This is a genomic window from Lactiplantibacillus daowaiensis (assembly GCF_005405085.1).
Classification (GTDB): domain Bacteria; phylum Bacillota; class Bacilli; order Lactobacillales; family Lactobacillaceae; genus Lactiplantibacillus; species Lactiplantibacillus daowaiensis.
Map to the genome: position 1 here is coordinate 68,427 of NZ_BJDJ01000011.1, position 18,509 is coordinate 86,935.

General features: G+C 43.0%; 17 protein-coding genes. 10 read left to right on the forward strand and 7 right to left on the reverse strand.

Going from position 1 to position 18,509, the window contains the following annotated elements:
- Positions 1-326 precede the first annotated feature (326 nt).
- From FFM75_RS08220 to FFM75_RS08235, 4 genes are all read left to right on the forward strand, one after another.
- On the forward strand, positions 327-992 hold the full coding sequence (locus FFM75_RS08220) for a phosphatase PAP2 family protein (protein ID WP_171001461.1): 666 nt from the start codon (positions 327-329) through the stop codon (positions 990-992).
- Positions 993-1,023: 31 nt separating this feature from the next.
- A complete protein-coding gene (locus FFM75_RS08225) occupies positions 1,024-3,576 on the forward strand; it encodes a YfhO family protein (protein WP_137628695.1) in 2,553 nt (850 codons plus the stop codon).
- Positions 3,577-3,686: 110 nt separating this feature from the next.
- Positions 3,687-4,379 carry a response regulator transcription factor gene (locus tag FFM75_RS08230; RefSeq protein WP_137628696.1) on the forward strand — a complete coding sequence of 231 codons (693 nt, stop codon included), beginning with the start codon at positions 3,687-3,689 and terminating at the stop codon, positions 4,377-4,379.
- On the forward strand, positions 4,372-5,739 hold the full coding sequence (locus FFM75_RS08235; RefSeq protein WP_137628697.1) for a HAMP domain-containing sensor histidine kinase: 1,368 nt from the start codon (positions 4,372-4,374) through the stop codon (positions 5,737-5,739). Before FFM75_RS08230 ends, FFM75_RS08235 begins: the two co-directional genes overlap by 8 nt.
- Before the next feature lie 90 nt (positions 5,740-5,829).
- Here the strand turns inward: FFM75_RS08235 and FFM75_RS08240 are convergent, their stop codons facing one another.
- Complete coding sequence (locus FFM75_RS08240; RefSeq protein WP_171001462.1) at positions 5,830-6,291, reverse strand: PTS glucose transporter subunit IIA; 462 nt, start codon at positions 6,289-6,291, stop codon at positions 5,830-5,832.
- A gap of 193 nt (positions 6,292-6,484) precedes the next feature.
- Between FFM75_RS08240 and FFM75_RS08245 the strand changes: the two genes are divergently transcribed.
- Entirely contained in the window at positions 6,485-7,273 is a 789-nt protein-coding gene (locus FFM75_RS08245; protein ID WP_137628699.1) for a Cof-type HAD-IIB family hydrolase, read from the forward strand.
- Between the two features lie 76 nt (positions 7,274-7,349).
- Complete coding sequence (locus FFM75_RS08250; RefSeq protein WP_137628700.1) at positions 7,350-7,604, forward strand: hypothetical protein; 255 nt, start codon at positions 7,350-7,352, stop codon at positions 7,602-7,604.
- 45 nt (positions 7,605-7,649) lie between these two features.
- On the opposite strand, the gene FFM75_RS08255 is transcribed toward FFM75_RS08250, so the two are convergent.
- A complete protein-coding gene (locus tag FFM75_RS08255) occupies positions 7,650-8,156 on the reverse strand; it encodes an acyl-CoA thioesterase (protein WP_137628701.1) in 507 nt (168 codons plus the stop codon).
- Between the two features lie 166 nt (positions 8,157-8,322).
- Between FFM75_RS08255 and FFM75_RS08260 the strand changes: the two genes are divergently transcribed.
- Both FFM75_RS08260 and FFM75_RS08265 read left to right on the forward strand, forming a co-directional pair.
- Entirely contained in the window at positions 8,323-8,541 is a 219-nt protein-coding gene (locus tag FFM75_RS08260) for an AbrB/MazE/SpoVT family DNA-binding domain-containing protein (protein WP_137628702.1), read from the forward strand.
- Positions 8,541-8,867 carry a type II toxin-antitoxin system PemK/MazF family toxin gene (locus FFM75_RS08265; RefSeq protein WP_137628703.1) on the forward strand — a complete coding sequence of 109 codons (327 nt, stop codon included), beginning with the start codon at positions 8,541-8,543 and terminating at the stop codon, positions 8,865-8,867. Before FFM75_RS08260 ends, FFM75_RS08265 begins: the two co-directional genes overlap by 1 nt.
- 243 nt (positions 8,868-9,110) lie before the next feature.
- On the opposite strand, the gene FFM75_RS08270 is transcribed toward FFM75_RS08265, so the two are convergent.
- The 4 genes from FFM75_RS08270 to FFM75_RS08285 all read right to left on the reverse strand — a co-directional run bounded on the left by FFM75_RS08270 (position 9,111) and on the right by FFM75_RS08285 (position 14,301).
- Entirely contained in the window at positions 9,111-10,865 is a 1,755-nt protein-coding gene (locus FFM75_RS08270; protein ID WP_137628704.1) for an FAD-dependent oxidoreductase, read from the reverse strand.
- Between the two features lie 21 nt (positions 10,866-10,886).
- Positions 10,887-12,401 carry a glycerol kinase GlpK gene (gene glpK / locus FFM75_RS08275; protein ID WP_137628705.1) on the reverse strand — a complete coding sequence of 505 codons (1,515 nt, stop codon included), beginning with the start codon at positions 12,399-12,401 and terminating at the stop codon, positions 10,887-10,889.
- Positions 12,402-12,454: 53 nt separating this feature from the next.
- The gene (locus FFM75_RS08280) at positions 12,455-13,162 is read right to left on the reverse strand and encodes an MIP/aquaporin family protein (protein WP_137628706.1); all 708 of its coding nucleotides are present in this window, start codon (positions 13,160-13,162) and stop codon (positions 12,455-12,457) included.
- 200 nt (positions 13,163-13,362) lie between these two features.
- Positions 13,363-14,301, reverse strand: coding sequence for a nitronate monooxygenase (locus FFM75_RS08285; protein ID WP_137628707.1), 939 nt, complete (start codon positions 14,299-14,301; stop codon positions 13,363-13,365).
- Between the two features lie 619 nt (positions 14,302-14,920).
- Here FFM75_RS08285 and FFM75_RS08290 point away from each other — a divergent pair.
- Entirely contained in the window at positions 14,921-15,835 is a 915-nt protein-coding gene (locus FFM75_RS08290; RefSeq protein ID WP_223876639.1) for a LysR family transcriptional regulator, read from the forward strand.
- A 200-nt stretch (positions 15,836-16,035) separates the two neighbouring features.
- On the opposite strand, the gene FFM75_RS08295 is transcribed toward FFM75_RS08290, so the two are convergent.
- Positions 16,036-16,332, reverse strand: coding sequence for a hypothetical protein (locus FFM75_RS08295; protein WP_137628708.1), 297 nt, complete (start codon positions 16,330-16,332; stop codon positions 16,036-16,038).
- 261 nt (positions 16,333-16,593) lie between these two features.
- Between FFM75_RS08295 and FFM75_RS08300 the strand changes: the two genes are divergently transcribed.
- Positions 16,594-18,507, forward strand: coding sequence for a BglG family transcription antiterminator (locus FFM75_RS08300; RefSeq protein WP_137628709.1), 1,914 nt, complete (start codon positions 16,594-16,596; stop codon positions 18,505-18,507).
- The last annotated feature ends 2 nt before the right edge of the window (positions 18,508-18,509 follow it).

Consider the following 18,509-nt stretch of genomic DNA (forward strand, 5'->3'; position numbering starts at 1 on the left):
AAATGTTGACCATTAATATACGCAGTTTTAAATGCGGCAACCACTCAGATTAACTGAAACTTATCTGAGAAACTTTCAGAAAACTTTTCTTTTTCCTAAGTAGTTGCTTAAGATTTACTTGCCTATAATAACGGGTGTTGATTACCAAATTAATTCCCCACGAATTGATTTGATTCACCGCTATATAGCCAGTCTATGCTTAAAACTGATTATAACCACAAGCTGGTTCATAAAAAAAGTAATCTTAATCCAATCTTAGGACAAAAGAAGTTTGCTTAACAAAAACTTGCAAATCGTTGCTTATTTACAGGAGGACAATTATGGTAATGAAAAAGTCATACTATTCAACGCAACTCGCCTGGTCATGGCTCGGGCTCTTCGCAATTCTCGCAATCTTAGTCAGTGTTAACGCGGCCGTGCTGCAAGGTTTCGACCAAAATGCGTTTCAACTGATTGCCACACTCAATGCTAATACCATGACGCACTTTTTTACGTTTGTCACCATGGCGGCTAGTCCGGCAATAACCATAGTGATTGCCATCGTCATCGCCGCTGGTTTATATGTGCGTCATCAGCGACTAACCAGTTTACTCGTTATCAGTACCATGTTTGGCGGTGACGTCATCGCCTTTATTTGCAAAGAAATCTTCCGGCGCAGTCGGCCGACACAGCAATTGTTAGCTGACTCTGGCTACAGCTTCCCCAGTGGTCATGTCTTTGGCACCGTCTTATTAGTTAGCATTTTACTCACCCTTAGCCGGGCCTACTTACGCACTTGGCCCTTACAGTTAGGTGTTAGCCTACTCGGGATTGCTTGGATCATCATCGTGATGGTCGCGCGGGTCTATTTACGCGACCATTATGCTTCTGACACCGTCGCCAGTGTTTGTTTAGCGAGTGGCTGTTGGCAAATGGCACAGACTTGGTTCTGGCATTGGTCAACACCGGTCGTTAATTTCTTTCATCGCCGGCAAAACCGACCATTAGATTAAAAAGTTGTTCAAGAATTGGGGTTGATTTAACATGCAAAGGGAAGTTCGTCAACGGTGGTTAAGTCCACTGATTGCCGGTGGTTTGGCCTTACTCGTCATTAGTGCCGTCCTGTGGCAAAAGCAAATTACACCATTTGGTAATCATAATTTTTTAATTAGTGATATGGGGACCCAATATTTATCGTTCTTCACGGCTTATCGGCATGCGATTTTAGCGCATAATTTTCAACTATTCTCATTTTCACAATCGTTAGGTGGCACGATGATTCCAACGATTGCCTACTACTTAATGAGTCCGTTTAATCTCATCATTTTGGCTTTTAATCCAGCTAACTTACCTACTGGGATTACCGTTATCTTAATGGTTAAAATTATGGCAATTGCCGTTACAATGACCATTTTCTTACAAGCACACTTTCATACCACCCGCTTAGATGCGGCAATCTTTGGGGTCGCTTTTAGTATGTGTGGCTTCGTAGCCATGAACTATTTTGATTTGATGTGGTTGGATGCCTTGATTTGGTTGCCACTAATTTTAAATGGCCTCGATCAACTCATGGCAACTGGTCACGGCGCACAATTTTTTGGCTGGTTGTGGTTAAGCATCGTCACTGATTTTTATTTAGGCTACATGACTTGTTTGTTTGTCATTTATTACTTTATTTATCAGTTGTTTGAAACTAAAATACCAGATCAACCCATTTGGACCAGCTTAGTTGCACGTCGTCGTCAAATTGGTCAAGTCGTTTTAACTGCGGTACTAAGTGGCCTCAGTACGCTGTTTTTACTTATTCCAACGGCGTTAGGCATGCTGGAAACGGCTAAAACAACGAACAGCAGTAATAACTTCTTATTAGCTGCCCAATACAAATTCAATATTTTGAGCCAACTAGCAGCTGGTGCCAGTAATTATAGTTATCGGTTAAGTCACGCGCCAACTATTTTCAGTACCACCGTCGTTGTTTTACTCGTCGGGGCCTACTTTGTACAGCCACTTATTCAACGCGCCCAGAAATGGCACGCGGCTAGTCTCCTAGTCGCCCTGTTACTGAGTATGGGCATCCGATTACTAGACACCGTTTGGCACATGTTCCAACAACCGGAAGGCTTTCCCTTCCGTGATGCCTTTTTCTTCAGTTTTGTGATGATCATGATTGCGTTTGCGAGTTGGCAAGCCGATCCGCATCGCATCGCTAAAAAATGGCAATTCGGTTTACCAGCCGGATTGATTGCCCTATTACTGATTGGTTGGCGCGCTAATCGCACCTTAAAAACGGCTGTCACCGGGCATGTGCTAGGCTTAAGTCTAGCTTATGTCGTTATTGGTGCGTTGGTGCTGTTTGCCACTTGGCATGTGGTCCAACAACTATTGCTCACTGGTTTAGTTGCCAGTGAGTTAGCCGGCAATTTTATCTTGAGCATGCGCACGACTCATTTTGGCAGTCAAAGTGCCTATCAGACTGCTTACCAAACGGAATATCAACAAATGCGTTCTGTTAATGATCCCGATGGTCAGCTCTACCGCGTCGACAATACCAATACCTTGATCAACCGTGCTTACCAAGAAAAATATAACAACTACAATGATCCGTTGCTATTTAACTTTCATGACATCAATTACTATAGTTCAACTTTAAATGAACAAACTCGGATGACGTTAAAGTCACTCGGATTATATAGTAAAAATGCCCGACGAATCAGTTCGCAAGGCTTGACGCCCGTCAGTGCCATGCTACTAGGAATTAAATATGATGTCGTGTTAAACGCGAAGGGTCAAGCCACCACGAAGCGTAATCCGACTTATTTAGGCATGGGCTTTGCGATTAATCCTGGCTTAAACAATGTCAAGTTGACCCAAACCCATGCCCTATTCAATCAAGAAAACATCTTGCAAAGTTTGCGGCCTAGTCAAGCGGCTTACTATCGCAATGCCACGATTATAAGTGATCACGTCACCGCCGCTAGCGGTGCCAAGCTGTATCACTATTGGCATACGGTGCGATTAAAGGTCACGACGGCTGGTCCACTGTACTACGATGATACGAGCGGTGTTACGAAATATTCGACCTTTGAAGTGAATGGTAAATTGGTTTCGCCAAGTGTCGATGCTAACCACCATCGCCTCCTATTACATCTAGGCGATTATAGCAAGGGCACTGTCGTGACACTGAAATTTAAGACCAAGCATCAGCAACTACAACCCAAAGTTCGCTTGGCCAGCCTGAATCTAGAACAGTTCAAACAAGTCTATCAAGTCTTACATGCCACCCGGTTCGTGCCTGAATACAGTGCCCGCGGGCTAACCACTAAAGTCACCGGTACGATGACGAATACGAATGGCACTAAGTGGTTGTATGTGGCCCTACCTTATGACCAAGGATGGCATGCTAAGGTCAACGGTCAAACGGTGACGTTAAAGAAAACGCTTGGCGGCTTAACAGCTGTGCCAATCACGAGTGGCAAAAATACGATCAGGTTACAATATCATGCGCCAGGCTTAGTCCTAGGGAGTAGTATTAGTGTCATCAGTGCCTTAGGCTTTGCTGGATACAGTTGGCGCCGGCGAAAACGCGCTCGGGATTAACCTAAAAAAGCAGTGGCCATCGTCACTGCTTTTTTAGATAACAATTTGTGTTAATTGATATAATTATCGTTATACTAAACTTAAACTGAATTTTGGGAAGTGTTTGGACCATGGCAAAGATTTTACTAGTAGATGATGAAGCGAGTGTCGTTGACTTTTTACAACAAGAACTCGCCTTTGAAGATTATGATGTGATTACTGCTGAAGATGGGCAACAAGCCTATGACTTATATTTAGCTCAAAAAGATAGTCTTGATTTAATCATTTTAGATTGGATGTTGCCTAAAATGGATGGACTGGAAGTCTTGCGGCGGATTCGTAAACATGACACGATTCCGGTCATTATGATGACAGCACGTGATTATGTTGGGGACAAAGTTGCCGGGTTAGATGGTGGCGCTGATGACTACATCACCAAGCCATTTGATACTGAGGAATTATTGGCCCGAATTCGGGTCATCTTGCGGCACCAATCCCAAGCTAATGATACGCAAGCGGTTTACCAATACGCTGATTTGGAACTAGATACTAAAGCGCGGCAAGTGCATCGTAATCAACGCTTGGTGCAATTGACCCAACGCGAATACGAATTATTACTGACTCTCATGCAACATGCTGAAAGCACCTTGTCACGTGATGAATTACTAGACCAAGTCTGGGGTGTTGACTTTGAAGGCCAACCCAATATTGTCGATGTTTACGTTCGATACTTGCGGCATAAAATTGATACCGAAGCTAGCCACAAATTGATTCATACGGTCCGCGGCGTTGGTTATTGTTTGCGAGATGATGCCAATGTTTAATTTTCGTGGTAAATCTAATGCCGCGCAAATCACCCGCTCATTTACGTTAATGATGATTTTAATCGTCTTGATTACTGGTGCATCGATTTCATTAGTCGTCGGTTACCGCTTGACGCGTGATCGCATCGATGACGCGCGGACACTCACGAAGAGTTTAGACCGCTCGATTATTGATGACGAACCCGATTGGAATCGTTGGACGATCAACAGCCCAATCAATACGAAAAATACATTCGTTAAAGTACACACGAAGATCCCTAAGCATGAAGAACAAACCTTCTACTCTAAAGGTACGTCAAAGTTCTTTAAAGCCAATGCCACCCAAATGCCAGTTTTCCGTTCGGTCTGGTATGTGAGTGGATACGGGTTCTTCTATCGTGCGGCGATGGATTCGGGCCATATCTATTACGAGACCTGGACGAGCTTTCATGATGTGCTGCATATTTTCCGCTTGATTTTGGAAATTCTGATTTTTGTCCTCATCTTTTGTGGAGTCCTTGGTTACTTCATGATTGCTTGGTTAGCACGGCGCTTAAACAAGCCGTTGGCTAACTTAACCAGTGCCGCTAACGAAATCAACCATAGTGACAACATCTCCTATCATGAAGCCCTACCGGTGCCAGATAGTCCCGATGAAGTCCATGACTTAGGGTCTGAAATCAATCAACTCTTGAAATCTTTAAACGACCAAGTCTTGCGCGACCATCAATTCGTGTCCGATGCGTCTCATGAACTGCGAACGCCATTAACTGCGATCCGGGGTCATATTAGCTTGATTAAACGTCGCGGTGAGCAGCATCCGGAAATCATTCCGAAATCACTGAAGTTTATTGATGATGAATCAGCGCGGATGCAGACACTGGTGGAAAGTTTATTGCGATTGTCACGGATGGATCATGTTGAAATCGATCGCCAATTGTTGGACATCAATCAGACGGTTCGTGAAACCGTTGATAACTATCAACCAAATATTGCGCAACCGGTCCAATTAGACTTAAGTCCGGACGTTTTGATGGCGATGGTCAATCCAGATAGTTTGCAACAGATCTTGATTGCCCTACTCAATAATGCCAGCAAGTACTCACCTGCCGATCAACCCATCATCATGACAACTAAAGTCATTGATGGGCAGCCGACCTTGGCGATTGCCGACAATGGGTCTGGCATTAGTGATGACGATAAACAACGGATCTTTGAGCGCTTTTATCGGGTCGATCAAGCTCGTTCTCAGAAGATTCCTGGTACGGGGCTAGGATTAGCCATTGTTAGTCGTTTGGCTGACTTGAATCATGCGCAAATTGCGGTCAGCGACCACCAACCACAAGGCACCATCTTTACGTTGACTTTAGCGAAACAGTAACAACAATTAAAAGTGCCAACCTGATTTTGTAAATGTAAAAATCAGGTTGGCACTTTTTAATTGTAATTTAACCAACATAAATCATTAGGCTTAAGCCTTCACCCGAAAGTTTTCTAACAAGTCGCCTTGGCTCACTAACCCCGTTTTTTCGATTTCAAAGTCATTTGGCCGCTGATTAGTCACCATACAGATCACCAAGGCTGATTGATTGGCCTCATGAAGTGCATTCAAGTCCATATTGGCTAACAAGGTATCGGGTGTTACTTGGTCGCCGACCGCCACTTGCCAATTAAAAGCCGTTGCGCTAGCACCAGTTGTTGATTGACCTAATTGAACGGTGACGTCACACTGATGCGCGGCCATAATCGTCACTGATTGCGGCGTTAACTGCGTAATTTCACCGGCAATTGGGGCTTGAATCTCACCTACCATCGGTTCTAAGGCAAAGCCTACGGTCACATTGTCTACTGGCACTTTCCGAATATCGACGTACATCCCACCGACTGGGGCAACTAATTGTAATTGATGTTTCCGTTGGAATAATTTCATCATGATCAAGACCTCCATATAAGTTTTAAGGACTGGTGGCCACCAGTTAGTCATACACGTTACTTTCTAACACACCCATACTGTAAAGTATCGAACGGGTTTTAAGTCAAGCGGTTTCAAAAACTTTTTTTAGCCCTTGACCTGAAACGCGTTCAAGATGATATTGTATAGATAACGAACTTAATTGGAGGGAATCATGATGTATCAAGCAATCGTGGCGTTCGATTTGGACGCAACCTTATTAAACCAGGCAAAGCAAATTCCAACTGAAAACTTGCAAGCGCTCGTAAGTTTGCGTGCGAATCAAATATTACCAGTCATTGCCACTGGCCGGGACCGGTTTGAGATTCAAGATATTATTCAAGCGGGACAATTTGACGCCATTGTTAGTGCAAATGGCGCGGATGTCTATTTCCAAGATCAACAGTTATTTGAAGATACGTTAGCGCCCACGGTATTAAATCACTTGGCGACTTGGTCTGAGCAGCAACAAGTCAGTTTAGCCGTTTCTAATCACGATGGTATGGCGATCAGTCAAATCGATGACTTAGTGCGACTAAATTACCGCCGCATCCATCGTGAACTACCGCAAGTTGATGCCAGTTATTATCAAAATCGCGATATCAGTAAGGCCTTAACGTTTATCGCTGACACCCCCGCTGGTCGCCAACAAGAAGCCCAGTTACGCGAAACCTTTTCAGACTTGACGTTTTATCGTAACTCAGATGTTTGTATCGATGTCGTCGCAACTGGGACGACCAAAGCTAGTGGGATTGCGACTTTACAAGCCAAAGCTGGGTTTGAGACATTACCGGTCTATACGTTTGGTGATGGCTATAACGATATTTCGATGCTAAAAGCCGCTAACGTCGGGATTGCGATGGGCAATGCACCGGTTGCGGTCCAACAACAAGCAGATTATGTCACCCGCCGCTATGATGACAATGGCATCGTGGATGCGTGTCAGCATTTTAATTTAATCTAAGCTTAATTTTTGCTTTACTAATATTGACTGAGTCGCTAAATTAAGATTAGGTCATTTAACCTAAGGAGTTGAAAACATGAGTGCTAAACAGAGCTTTGATATGGAAAGCTTTTACGCAAGTGGTGATGAATTGGGCGCTGCCGTCGATCAAATTCGTCTCGACAGTAGTAACGGCTTAACGGTTCGCTATGCCACCCGTAATGAAGGTGAAATCAAGTTTATCTTTACTAACATGCGCACCGGTACCGTGATTGAAATGGTTTATGAGCAAGTTAAAGACGGTTGGGAATTTAATCCCACTGAATCGACACCAGTAAATCCAGGATTATGATAAAAAGCAGATTCTGCAACCATTTTGGTTACAAAATCTGCTTTTTTATTGGTTCCAAGGAAATTCCAAACTAATGTTTTGATTGAACGCTTCTTGGCGCTTTAACCGTTCCATGCGCGCTTCTTGACGTGCGGCATAGCCTTGACAAACAAAGTCGTACTCTGGCTTGTCGGGCACAATTTGCGGCAAGACGATATCATGTTCAGTGACTACAAATGATGAGAAACAAGTTAACCCTAAAAAGCGTTCGCCAGTATTGAGATGTTCACCAATGATTTTGGTGAATACTTCAATGGAGCGATGCCCGACACCCGAAACGTAGGATTCCGTACACATGGAATCTTGCAGGCGAAACGGTAAAATAAAGTTCACTTGATCCACCGAAGCGGTCACCGTTTCGATGCGCGCCACTCGTGCCGCTGGAATCGAAGAGTTATCATCAATGGTTGCTAAGATTTTGCCGCCAAAAACGGTGTTATGCTCATTCAAATCAGATGAAAAAATCCGATGGTTACTGACGGACAAGGTCTGTGATACAGTAATTGATTCCATAATCCACCTCGTAATCTGTTTATTTATTATCTATTATACTAGAAAACCTAAGGTGTTGCCGGTTAGTTCAACCTTTTTCAACTTGAACTTGTTTGCTACAACCAACTTGAGGGCATCCTTGATAACCGAAATTCGTCATTATAACAAAAATAAGGAAGTGAGCATCATGGAAACAACAATTCGTAAAATTGGTAATTCATTTGGCGCAATTATTCCACGTGAACTCGAACCAGCCGCCGGTGATAAATACAAAATCGTCAAAGTTGGAGACACGTTTGTTATGACACCAATCAAAAATGATTTATTTGCTAATGAATCTGAATGGCAAGGATTTCGTGATAGCATCACTGATGAAGACAAGCAATGGGACGAGGTGGACGACTAATGTATCGTCCATCTCAAGGTGATATCGTCTACATTAATTTTGACCCTTTAGTAGGTCATGAAATAAAAAAACGGCGTCCAGGATTAGCCGTTAACGAAACCGTTTTCAATAAACTCACAGGTTTTTGCTTAATTTGTCCTATTACAAGTACAAAACGAACATTTGGCACTTATGTCCCGCTTGATCAACCTGGAAAGATTAAAGGTGAAGTTGTAACACATCAGCTTAGATCCATGGATTTTGAGAAGCGAAAATTAGAATTCGTTGAATTATGTGATCCTGTAACTTGGGCCAGAGGTCTTTCAACTATTGATCAATTCATTTAAGGGTAAATTCACCAACAAAAGAGGCCATGACATAATTAGTCCTGACAAAAATAAATGAGACAAGAAACTAAATTTTAATTTCTTGTCCCATTTATTTTTTTGTTCTTAAAACACCAAGGCGCCTTTATCTACGCTTGCTTTATGTACGATCAGCGCCAAAACGGCAATCCTGACGCTGATCAAGGTGAGTTTTAAAATGTGGAAACCATTATTAGCAGGTCAATTGACCTGGGCTAGTTGCCCTTATTTAGCAGCAACTGGTGCTTGAAGTTTGAGGTCGATCAAACGTGAAGCTTCAACTTCACGGTCGACATCTTCGGTATAACGCGTCTTAGTAGCGGCATCCCAGTTGTAATACCGCGCCATTTCATCAATGACCCCAACCTTAACTTGATCAATCGTATCGCTATGGAAGAGCACATTGTAAGTCCGACGTAACAAGTAATCAACCGGTGTTAAGGCCATTTCTTCATCCATTGAGTAATGTAATGACAAGGTTTCAGCTAAGCTTAAGCCTGGCGCTGCTTTGGTTTGATCAGCTTGGGCGAAGATCGTTGGGGCATTTGACCCATATAAAGTGGCAATTTCGCGTGCTTCTGGTTCCGTCAAGCCTTTAGCAACCCCTTGTTTGGTGAAGTCAGCCATCGCGTCTTCGACGTTATCTCCATCAAAATCACCACCGGAAACTTTAATTTCCGCTGAATCAATTTCTTTGAAGTTTTCCAAATATTCATCACGTAAGGTTTGCCGAATTTGCTTAATTGCCCCGTTAGCCATTAAGCGGTAGTCGGTCAACTTCCCACCAGCTAACGTAATCATCCCGTCAGCAGCAGTGACTAATGAACTCCCACGTGAAACCGCAGATGGTTGCAAGCTAGCTGCCGCACTGGCACCAGAAACGGCATCGGTTTCAGCATCATCTGGCACTTCGTTACGAACTAATGGCCGAATCCCAGCCCAACTAGCTTCAACATCATCGATGGTTAAGTTAGCCGTTGGGTACTTCTTGTTAATAATACCTAACAAGTAATCAACGTCTTTTTGATCAACTTGTGGGTTTTCATAATCGCCTTCAAAGTCGGTATCCGTCGTCCCAAAGTAAGTCTTACCTTCACGTGGGATGGTAAAGATCATCCGGCCATCATTAGTCCCAGAACCAAAGTAAGTTGGATTTGGCACCTTCAAACGGGATTGATCAACGACTAAGTGCACCCCTTTGGTTGGCCGCATATGTGATTCAGGATCAGCGGATTGGTCTAAATGACGAACTTCGTCAGACCAAGGACCACTTGTATTGATGACTAACTTGGCATGAATATCAAATTCTTCACCAGTTAAGCAATCTTGAACCCGCATCCCATTAATATCACCAAACTTATCGTGTAACGCTTCAATCGCTTTGATGCGACTGACCATTAAGCCACCAGCATCATGAGCACGCTTGATGTTTTCAACGACTAATCGGGAGTCATTATTTTGATAATCCAAGTAAACGCCGGCGCCAACTAACTTATCAGGATTAAGTTGTGGTTCGCGTTCCAACACTTGCGCCTTCGTTAAAACATAGTTACTGTACTTCTGCAAATTAGGGTTCTTATCAACACCTGCTAAACGATCATATAGGTCCATCGCCACTTTGACTGAGAACATGCTAAACGTTGTCCCGGGTTCGTCATAAATTGGCAATAACATTGGATCTGGTTGGGTCATATGTGGTGCGATATGTTGTACGACGGCCCGTTCTTTAACCGTGTCTGACACAACTTCAACGTCAAAGGTCTTTAGATAACGAATACCCCCGTGGACTAAGCGAGTTGACCGTGAAGAAGTCCCCCCACCAAAATCTTGCATATCGATTAACCCAGTTTGCATGCCAGCAACACTAGCTTGTAAGGCCACACCGGCCCCGGTGATCCCACCACCGATAATTAACAAATCTAACTCTTGGGACTTTAATTGTTTTAAGTCGTCTTGACGACTAGTCATTGAAAAACTCATCTTTATCGCTCCTATGCGTGTTTATTTTGCTTGATATGGTTCATGAACAAAGTTTTGGGCGGCACTTACGGCTGCCTGCCAACCAGCATACAGATTTTCACGTTCCGCCGTGCCCATCTTAGGTTGGAAAATTTGACCATCCGCATGAATGGCTTGTAACTCATCAGTATCTTGCCAGAAGCCAACACTTAATCCGGCAAGGAAGGCGGCACCTAAGGCCGTTGTTTCTAAATCAGCTGCACGATCGATTTCGGTGTCTAACAAGTCAGCTTGAAATTGCATCAGGTAATCATTTTTAGCAGCGCCACCATCGACTTTTAACTTTGGAATATCGATTTCGGCATCGCGTTTCATCGTCTCAATCACGTCTTTACTTTGGTAAGCCAATGATTGTAACGTTGCTTTAATGAAGTCTTCACGGGTTGTCCCACGGGTTAAGCCAAAGACCGAACCACGAACATCAGAATCCCAATATGGTGCGCCTAAACCAGTAAAGGCTGGGACCATATAAACTTCATTGTGATTGTGTGATGAGACGGCAGCCTGTTCAGATTCAGGGGCCTTTTTAACCAGTTTCATCCCATCACGTAGCCATTGAATGGCTGAGCCGGCAACGTAAACACTCCCTTCCAACGCATAATTGATCTTGCCATCGATGCCATAAGCAATCGTGGTCAATAAATTATGTTCGGATAATTGCGGCGTGTCACCGGTGTTCATCACGGTAAAGGCCCCGGTCCCATACGTATTTTTAACCATGCCAGGTTCAAAGGCGAATTGCCCGAATAACGCGGCTTGTTGGTCCCCTGCCATCCCAGACACTGGTACTTGGCTACCATAGAAATGGTAATCAGCTGTTTTACCGTAAACTTCTGAGTTGGACTTGACGGTTGGTAATAACGCCATTGGAATATTGAGTAAGTCTAAAATATCTTGATCCCAAGTTAAGTCATTGATGTTAAAGAGCATCGTCCGACTGGCATTGGAATAATCGGTCACATGTACTTTACCACCGGTTAATTTCCATAAGATCCAAGTATCAATGGTCCCAAATAACAAGTCACCGCGTTCAGCTTTTTCTTGCGCCCCCGGCACTTGATCTAAAATCCAACGAATTTTAGTGGCTGAGAAGTAAGCATCCGCAATCAAACCGGTCTTTTGATGGATCATGTCGCCATAACCATCTTCGATTAATTTATCAGCAATCGGGGCACTTTGTCGTGATTGCCAAACAACCGCATGATAAATGGGCAAGCCAGTTTGTTTGTCCCAAATAATCGTGGTTTCACGTTGATTGGTAATCCCAATCCCACTAATTTGATCCGGTTTGATCCCGGACTCGATGAAAACGTTGGCGATCGTTGTTAAAACGGCGCTCCAAATTTCATTAGCATCATGTTCAACCCAACCTGGTTGGGGAAAATATTGCCGAAATTCCTTTTGTGAGTCAGCGACTTGGTGACCGTCGTGGTCAAAAATAATCGCCCGTGAACTTGTGGTTCCTTCATCAATTGCCATAATGTATTTTTCTGTCATGTTAAACACCCTCCGATACTGCGGTTTTGTCGATTAACCGCTTTCAATTATTATTAATGTACGCTAACTTGTAAGGCTGCAGCGAGTATGCCGCCAACCAGTGGTCCGACCATCGGTACCCATGCATATTCCCAGTGAGCCGCACTTTTATTTGGCACTGGCAAGATGGTATAGGCTAACCGAGGCCCCCAATCACGAGCTGGGTTTAACGCAAATCCAGTCGTGCCACCTAAGGTTAGCCCAATAGTGGTGATCAAGGCCCCAACGATCAGTGGCTTTAAGCCTTGGGTAAAGTTCCCTAAATTTAATAAGATAAAGATAAACGTGAAAGTCGCAATAATTTCACTAAGCAGGTTAAAAATGGGATTGTTAATACTTGGCATTGTCGCAAAGATGCCGACTGAATTGCCTTCAGCTTCTGTTTTGGTTGCTTTAAAGTGTGGATAATAATGTAAGACGACGACTGCCGCCCCGATAAAAGCCCCCAGAAATTGCCCTAATAGATAGGATCCTACCGCTGACCATGGAAATAGTCCAAATAAGGCAAAGCCAAGTGTGACGGCCGGATTCAAGTGACCGTCAGCACCAAATTGACCTGCAACATAGACCCCAAACGTTACCGCAAACCCCCAAGCAACGCTGACATAAAACCAATCATGGGTTTTCCCATAAGAGTGATTCAGATTGATTGTCGCGCCACAACCAACCCCAATAATAATTAGTATCATGGTGCCAAAACATTCACCAAGCAAACCGTTCAATTTAAATCGACCCCTTTATGTGGTTTTCGACTTGTTATGCCACAAGTGTCGTTTAAATGGATAATTAAAAGCGACTTGTTAGTGCTAAACCCATTTAAACCGGCCAGGCTTAAAGCATTAACAAGCCGCTACTTTCTAATTAATTACACTAAAATTGATAACTAATTGCTTAATTATTAGTCCTGGTGCTGCGTAATTAACTAGGCTAATTCAATCTTCTTATTGTCAATAATGTCTTGTGCTTCATCTACTAATTGTTTAACGATCTTAGCAGCTGGTAATGATTCGGTAATTAAGCCAGAAATTTCACCACTGAATAAGACCCCAGTTTCAGCATTATCTTTACGAACAGCATTCCGTAACCCAACGTTCATTGAGGTATTGAATTCGTCACGAGAAACTTTTTGTGCTTCTAAGTCCAATAATTGGTCGGTCTTCTTATTAATGATGGCCCGACTAGCGTCACGAATCGTTGCACCAACAACAACAGTTGAAGAATCCGTTGCATTGATAACCGCATCACGCCAATTGTCACCAACGGGGCTTTCCTTAGCAATTGAGAAGATCGTCCCACATTGAACCCCTTCAGCACCAGCGATAAAGGCATTAACGACCCCGCGGCCATCAGCAACCCCACCAGCCGCAATCAATGGAATTGAGATTGCATCAGCAATTTGTGGCCATAAGACTTGTGAAGTCAATGTCCCAATATGACCGCCACCTTCCATACCTTCGGCGATAACGGCGTCACAGCCCATTGCTTCCATCTTCTTAGCGATTTTAACATTTGGGACAACTGGCACAACTTTAATGCCGGCACCCTTTAAATCAGTCATGTAATTCTTAGGTGTCCCAGCACCAGTAGTTACGATTGGGACTTTTTCTTCAATCACAACTTTAACCACATCAGGGGTATTAGGATCCATTAACATCAAGTTAACGGCAAATGGCTTATCAGTTAGTTCATGTGCCTTTTTGATTTCAACACGAACTTCTTCACCGGTCTTACCACCAGCGGCGATAATTCCTAACCCACCACCATTAGAAACAGCAGCAGCTAATTCTGCAGTTGCAACTTCTTGCATGGCACCTTGGACAACTGGATATTGGATTCCTAATAACTTAGTAACTCGGTTCATAATGAGCATCTCCTAAAATGTTTTTTTGCAGTTGTAGTAGTTTGCTTCTAATACATCACTTACCTGGGGGAATTTCACTAGTTGCGAACTTCTCAACTGCGCTTTGCATAATCTATATTAACTTGGAAAAAAGTTTTTGCAATTTTTGGTATGCCTAACTATTTTAAGGCCTAGTGCTAGCAACCCTGTTATGACAGCGTTTTCAAAGATTGGCTATTTAAGCGAATTTAATGATTTAGCTAAAATGTTTGTGAAAAAGATACCGTTTACAATTTTTAGATAACGATTAAATCAACCTTTCTAACTTGCCATAACTTACAGGAATAGTTCAAATAAATAACCCGCAAGGTTTTTAATAAACTGTTTCAATTCGTTTATTAAACCCCTAACACCGGGACTTCAAGTGGGACTACGGTTAATGATAGCTTGTAGCTATCAACCCATAACCTATGTTTATACTGGGTATAAAAAAATAGTATTGGCAGTCGATAAACGTTGCCGTTATACTATTGGTAAATGTAATTATGATTATTGCTATTTAAAATGTAATCGTTTACTTATCCAAAATAACTTTAGTTTTCGACTGAAAAATTGTTTTTCCACTAAGGAGCTAACAAATATGATCGAATTTAACCAATTATACTATCTATTGACGATCGTCGATAACGGCTTTAACCTCACCCGTAGCGCTAAGGTGTTACACGTTTCACAACCTGCTTTAAGTAAATCTATCGCCGAACTAGAATTTCGGCAAGGCGTGACGATTTTCAATCGTAAAAAAGGTCGCATCATTGGTCTAACACATATTGGGAATAGCTTAGTGCGGGATGCCCGCAAAGTTTACTCCCAATATGAAATGATGTTGGGTCGCCTACAGGATTCCGTCTCAGAAAAGCAAGGGACCGTTCGCATTGGGATCGCCCCAGTCATTATTTCAACCGTCTTTAATGAAGCTCTAGTCCAATTTATTCAAAACAATCCCGGCATTAAGTTGACCTTAGTTGAAAAAGGCGCTTATGAATTACAAGAAATGCTAGTACTGGGTAAACTAGACTTGGCCATTTTAATTTCACCCGTAACGTTTAGCTCAATCAGTGAACAAGTTATTTACAAGGATTCAGTCGCCGTTTGGTTCAATAAGAATCATCGCTTTAATAAAATCGAGGGACCAATTCCATTGACCGAAATTGGTAAAGAAAAAATTATCACGTTGAACAATAGTTTTATGGTCACGTTCCAATTGAAACAACATTTTATGCATGCTAGTATCCAACCAGATTTCTTCTTACAAACTGATTCATGGGATTTGATCCTAAATATGTGTCAAAAGACCAATAATGTCGGCATTTTGGCCCGACCGATTGGTGAGAATTATAATACCGGCGATATCGTCTGTCGTGAGATTGAGCCTTTCTTCCCTTGGAAAATCTCACTGTGTGCCTTAAAGAATGTGCAACATAGTAGTGTTGTGACGTTTACCCGTAATTGGTTCTCCGATTATTTTCTCAGTCATAAGTTAGTCCCACAGGCTTAGTCCTAAAGGTGTCGTTTTGCAACTTGCAACGACGCCTTTTTTATTAGCTTATTAATTTAGCGCAACTACACTGATTAAAAAAGAAATAGTCGGACAATACTTAAAACGTTATTAGCGGACTAGCCTAGTTAATGTTTACAGTGTCAAAAAATCCCCACCACCTTTGCGATTATCCATGACAAAGATGATGGGGACTTTTGTTAACTCACGCGAGTTACGGACTGGTTCAGTAACGCTAACAACTGACTTGCTAACTGACCGACTGTCTCACGAATAACTAGTTGGGTCGTATCGAGCTGAATCGTCAAGGTCAGTCGTTGATAAGGCCAACTCAGCTGGATAACCGGAGCCGGTGCCAATAATGGCATCACCAATGACCATGGTTTGCAAGCTGTCAGTGACTGAAACTCTAGGGTGCGCGTTGATTCTGTATACCAAACAGTGACGTAATAATACTGCACTTGTGCTAAATGATGTAATTCGATAATACCAGTCATCTAATCCCCCCTAATGCGCATAATTAAGGTCACTGTTAACCTAACTTATCGAACGCGTCTTAGGTCAAGGCTTAATTGTTGTTTTAAACAAATTCGACTGTAGGCATTGACCTCAAACGCGTTCGAGGCCTTATGCTGTGAATTGATGAAAATAGTCGCATAAATTTTCATTTAAAAGTTGCAACAATGATTCTAGCAATCAGTTGTATATGCAACCGCTTACGTTTCTTATAAACTAATTTTGAGTTAGGAGGTTCGACTTTGAACACAGGATTAACCTTAACCGCTCGGCAAATCAAAATCACCCACTTGATTCGGCTCAGTGGTAAAACCCATGCACAAACCCTAGCGCAACAACTAAACGTTTCGGCTCGGACCGTTGCAACTGAGATTGACATCATCGCACACGCAGTACCACAGTTAGGCTTAACACTTGTGCGCCGTCCCAATGATGGCATCTACTTTGAAGGCCCAATGACGGCATTAGACCAACTCGAACAACAACTACCAGCACCATTATTAGCAGCCAGTCGTCAGCGACAACGTTTAATCGTCAGTTGGTTGTTACTACAAACCGATCCAATTACGATTCAAGCCTTAGCTGACCAGTTATTCGTCAGTAAAAGTACCGTTAATAATGATTTACGTTTATTGCGTCCACGACTAAGTAGTGTCGGGTTAAGCTTTGAACGGTCACAAGCTGGTTTGCTAATTAGTGGTCCCGCCCTCACCCGCTTTAATCTGGCTATCGAGCAAATGACGGCTTTAACGAAACGTGCGACTGGCTTAAGCTTGGTGGTTTCTAAACAGCAATTAGCATATCGCTACCAGTTGCCAACCGTTTTAAAGTGGCTTTTCCAACCAACGACCGTAACAGCAGTCGAACAAGTGTTGAATCAGTTTCTAAATACGGTCACGCTGACGTTGATGACTGATCAATTACAGCTTTTAGGTTTGACGTTGCTAATCAGCCAACAATACCCGCCTCGCTTTATGCCGGCTACCTCAGTTGAACATGAACGCACCGCCACAACGAAGACCTTATTGGCCCTAGCTGAACCGACTTTAGCCCTACCAATTGCAACGCCATTCATTTGTCAACTAGATATGCAATTGCGGGTCATTAAGCAACAACAACTGACTGCCTTATCAACACCACCAACTGGTGAATTATTGATTACTGTCGTCCGCGAACTAATGCAAGATCAACCTGGTGATGCCATTTTAATCAATGAACTGGCCCACTTTTTAACTTGGCAACAGCTTAAACGGCGACCAGCGACGCATTCATATGCTCAAGAAATCAAAAGTCAATTTCCAGTGGCCTTTGATCAAGCGGTTAACTTCAGTGTGGCTTTAGCCGATCGACTGCAAATTCAATTGTGTCCTGCGGCGATTACTGAAGTAACGCTCTATTTTGAAGCCTATTTAGAACGACAAACGAATGTCGAATTACTGACTGCCGTCTTAGTTTGTGGGCAAGGGCCTAGTTACGGGCAATTATTATTACAACGGATTCATCATTATTTTTATAATCAGATTTCAATTATCAAGGTAATTAGCGACACAACTACCCAAACGTTGCCCGCAAACGCTGATATCATCATTAGTACGATTCCAATCAAACATAGTCCGCAGCCACTGTTTACCATGAGTCCGCTGTTAACGCCAGGTGAGATCACGAATTTACAAAACTTTATCGCCCATCAGACGATCAATCGCCAAATTAATTTACTGACACAATTACTGAGTCCTGACAGTATCACCATAGATAATACCGTTAAGACCCGCCATGACGCGCTTGAGTTATTAAGCCAGCGACTAGTTGCAGCAGATTTAGTTGATGACCAATACCCGGCTGCTGTTAAAACGCGCGAAAAGTTGGCATCAACGGCCTTAGGTTGGGTTGCGATTCCCCATGCGGCAGCTGAGCATGTGCGCCATTCAGGTATCGAAATTCTAATCAGTGCTAATGGCATCAAATGGGATGCTCAAACCAAAGTCCACTTGGTCTTGCTATTGGCCATCCAAACCCAAGATCAATATCGTGCACGTGAGTTATACCACTTCGTTAATCAGCTCGTTGCTCGTCCACAGCTGATTCAATCATTAACGAAGACGCAGTCCTCCGCTGAAGTTTTAGCGGTCTTACAACAATTACAAACAAATCGTTAAGT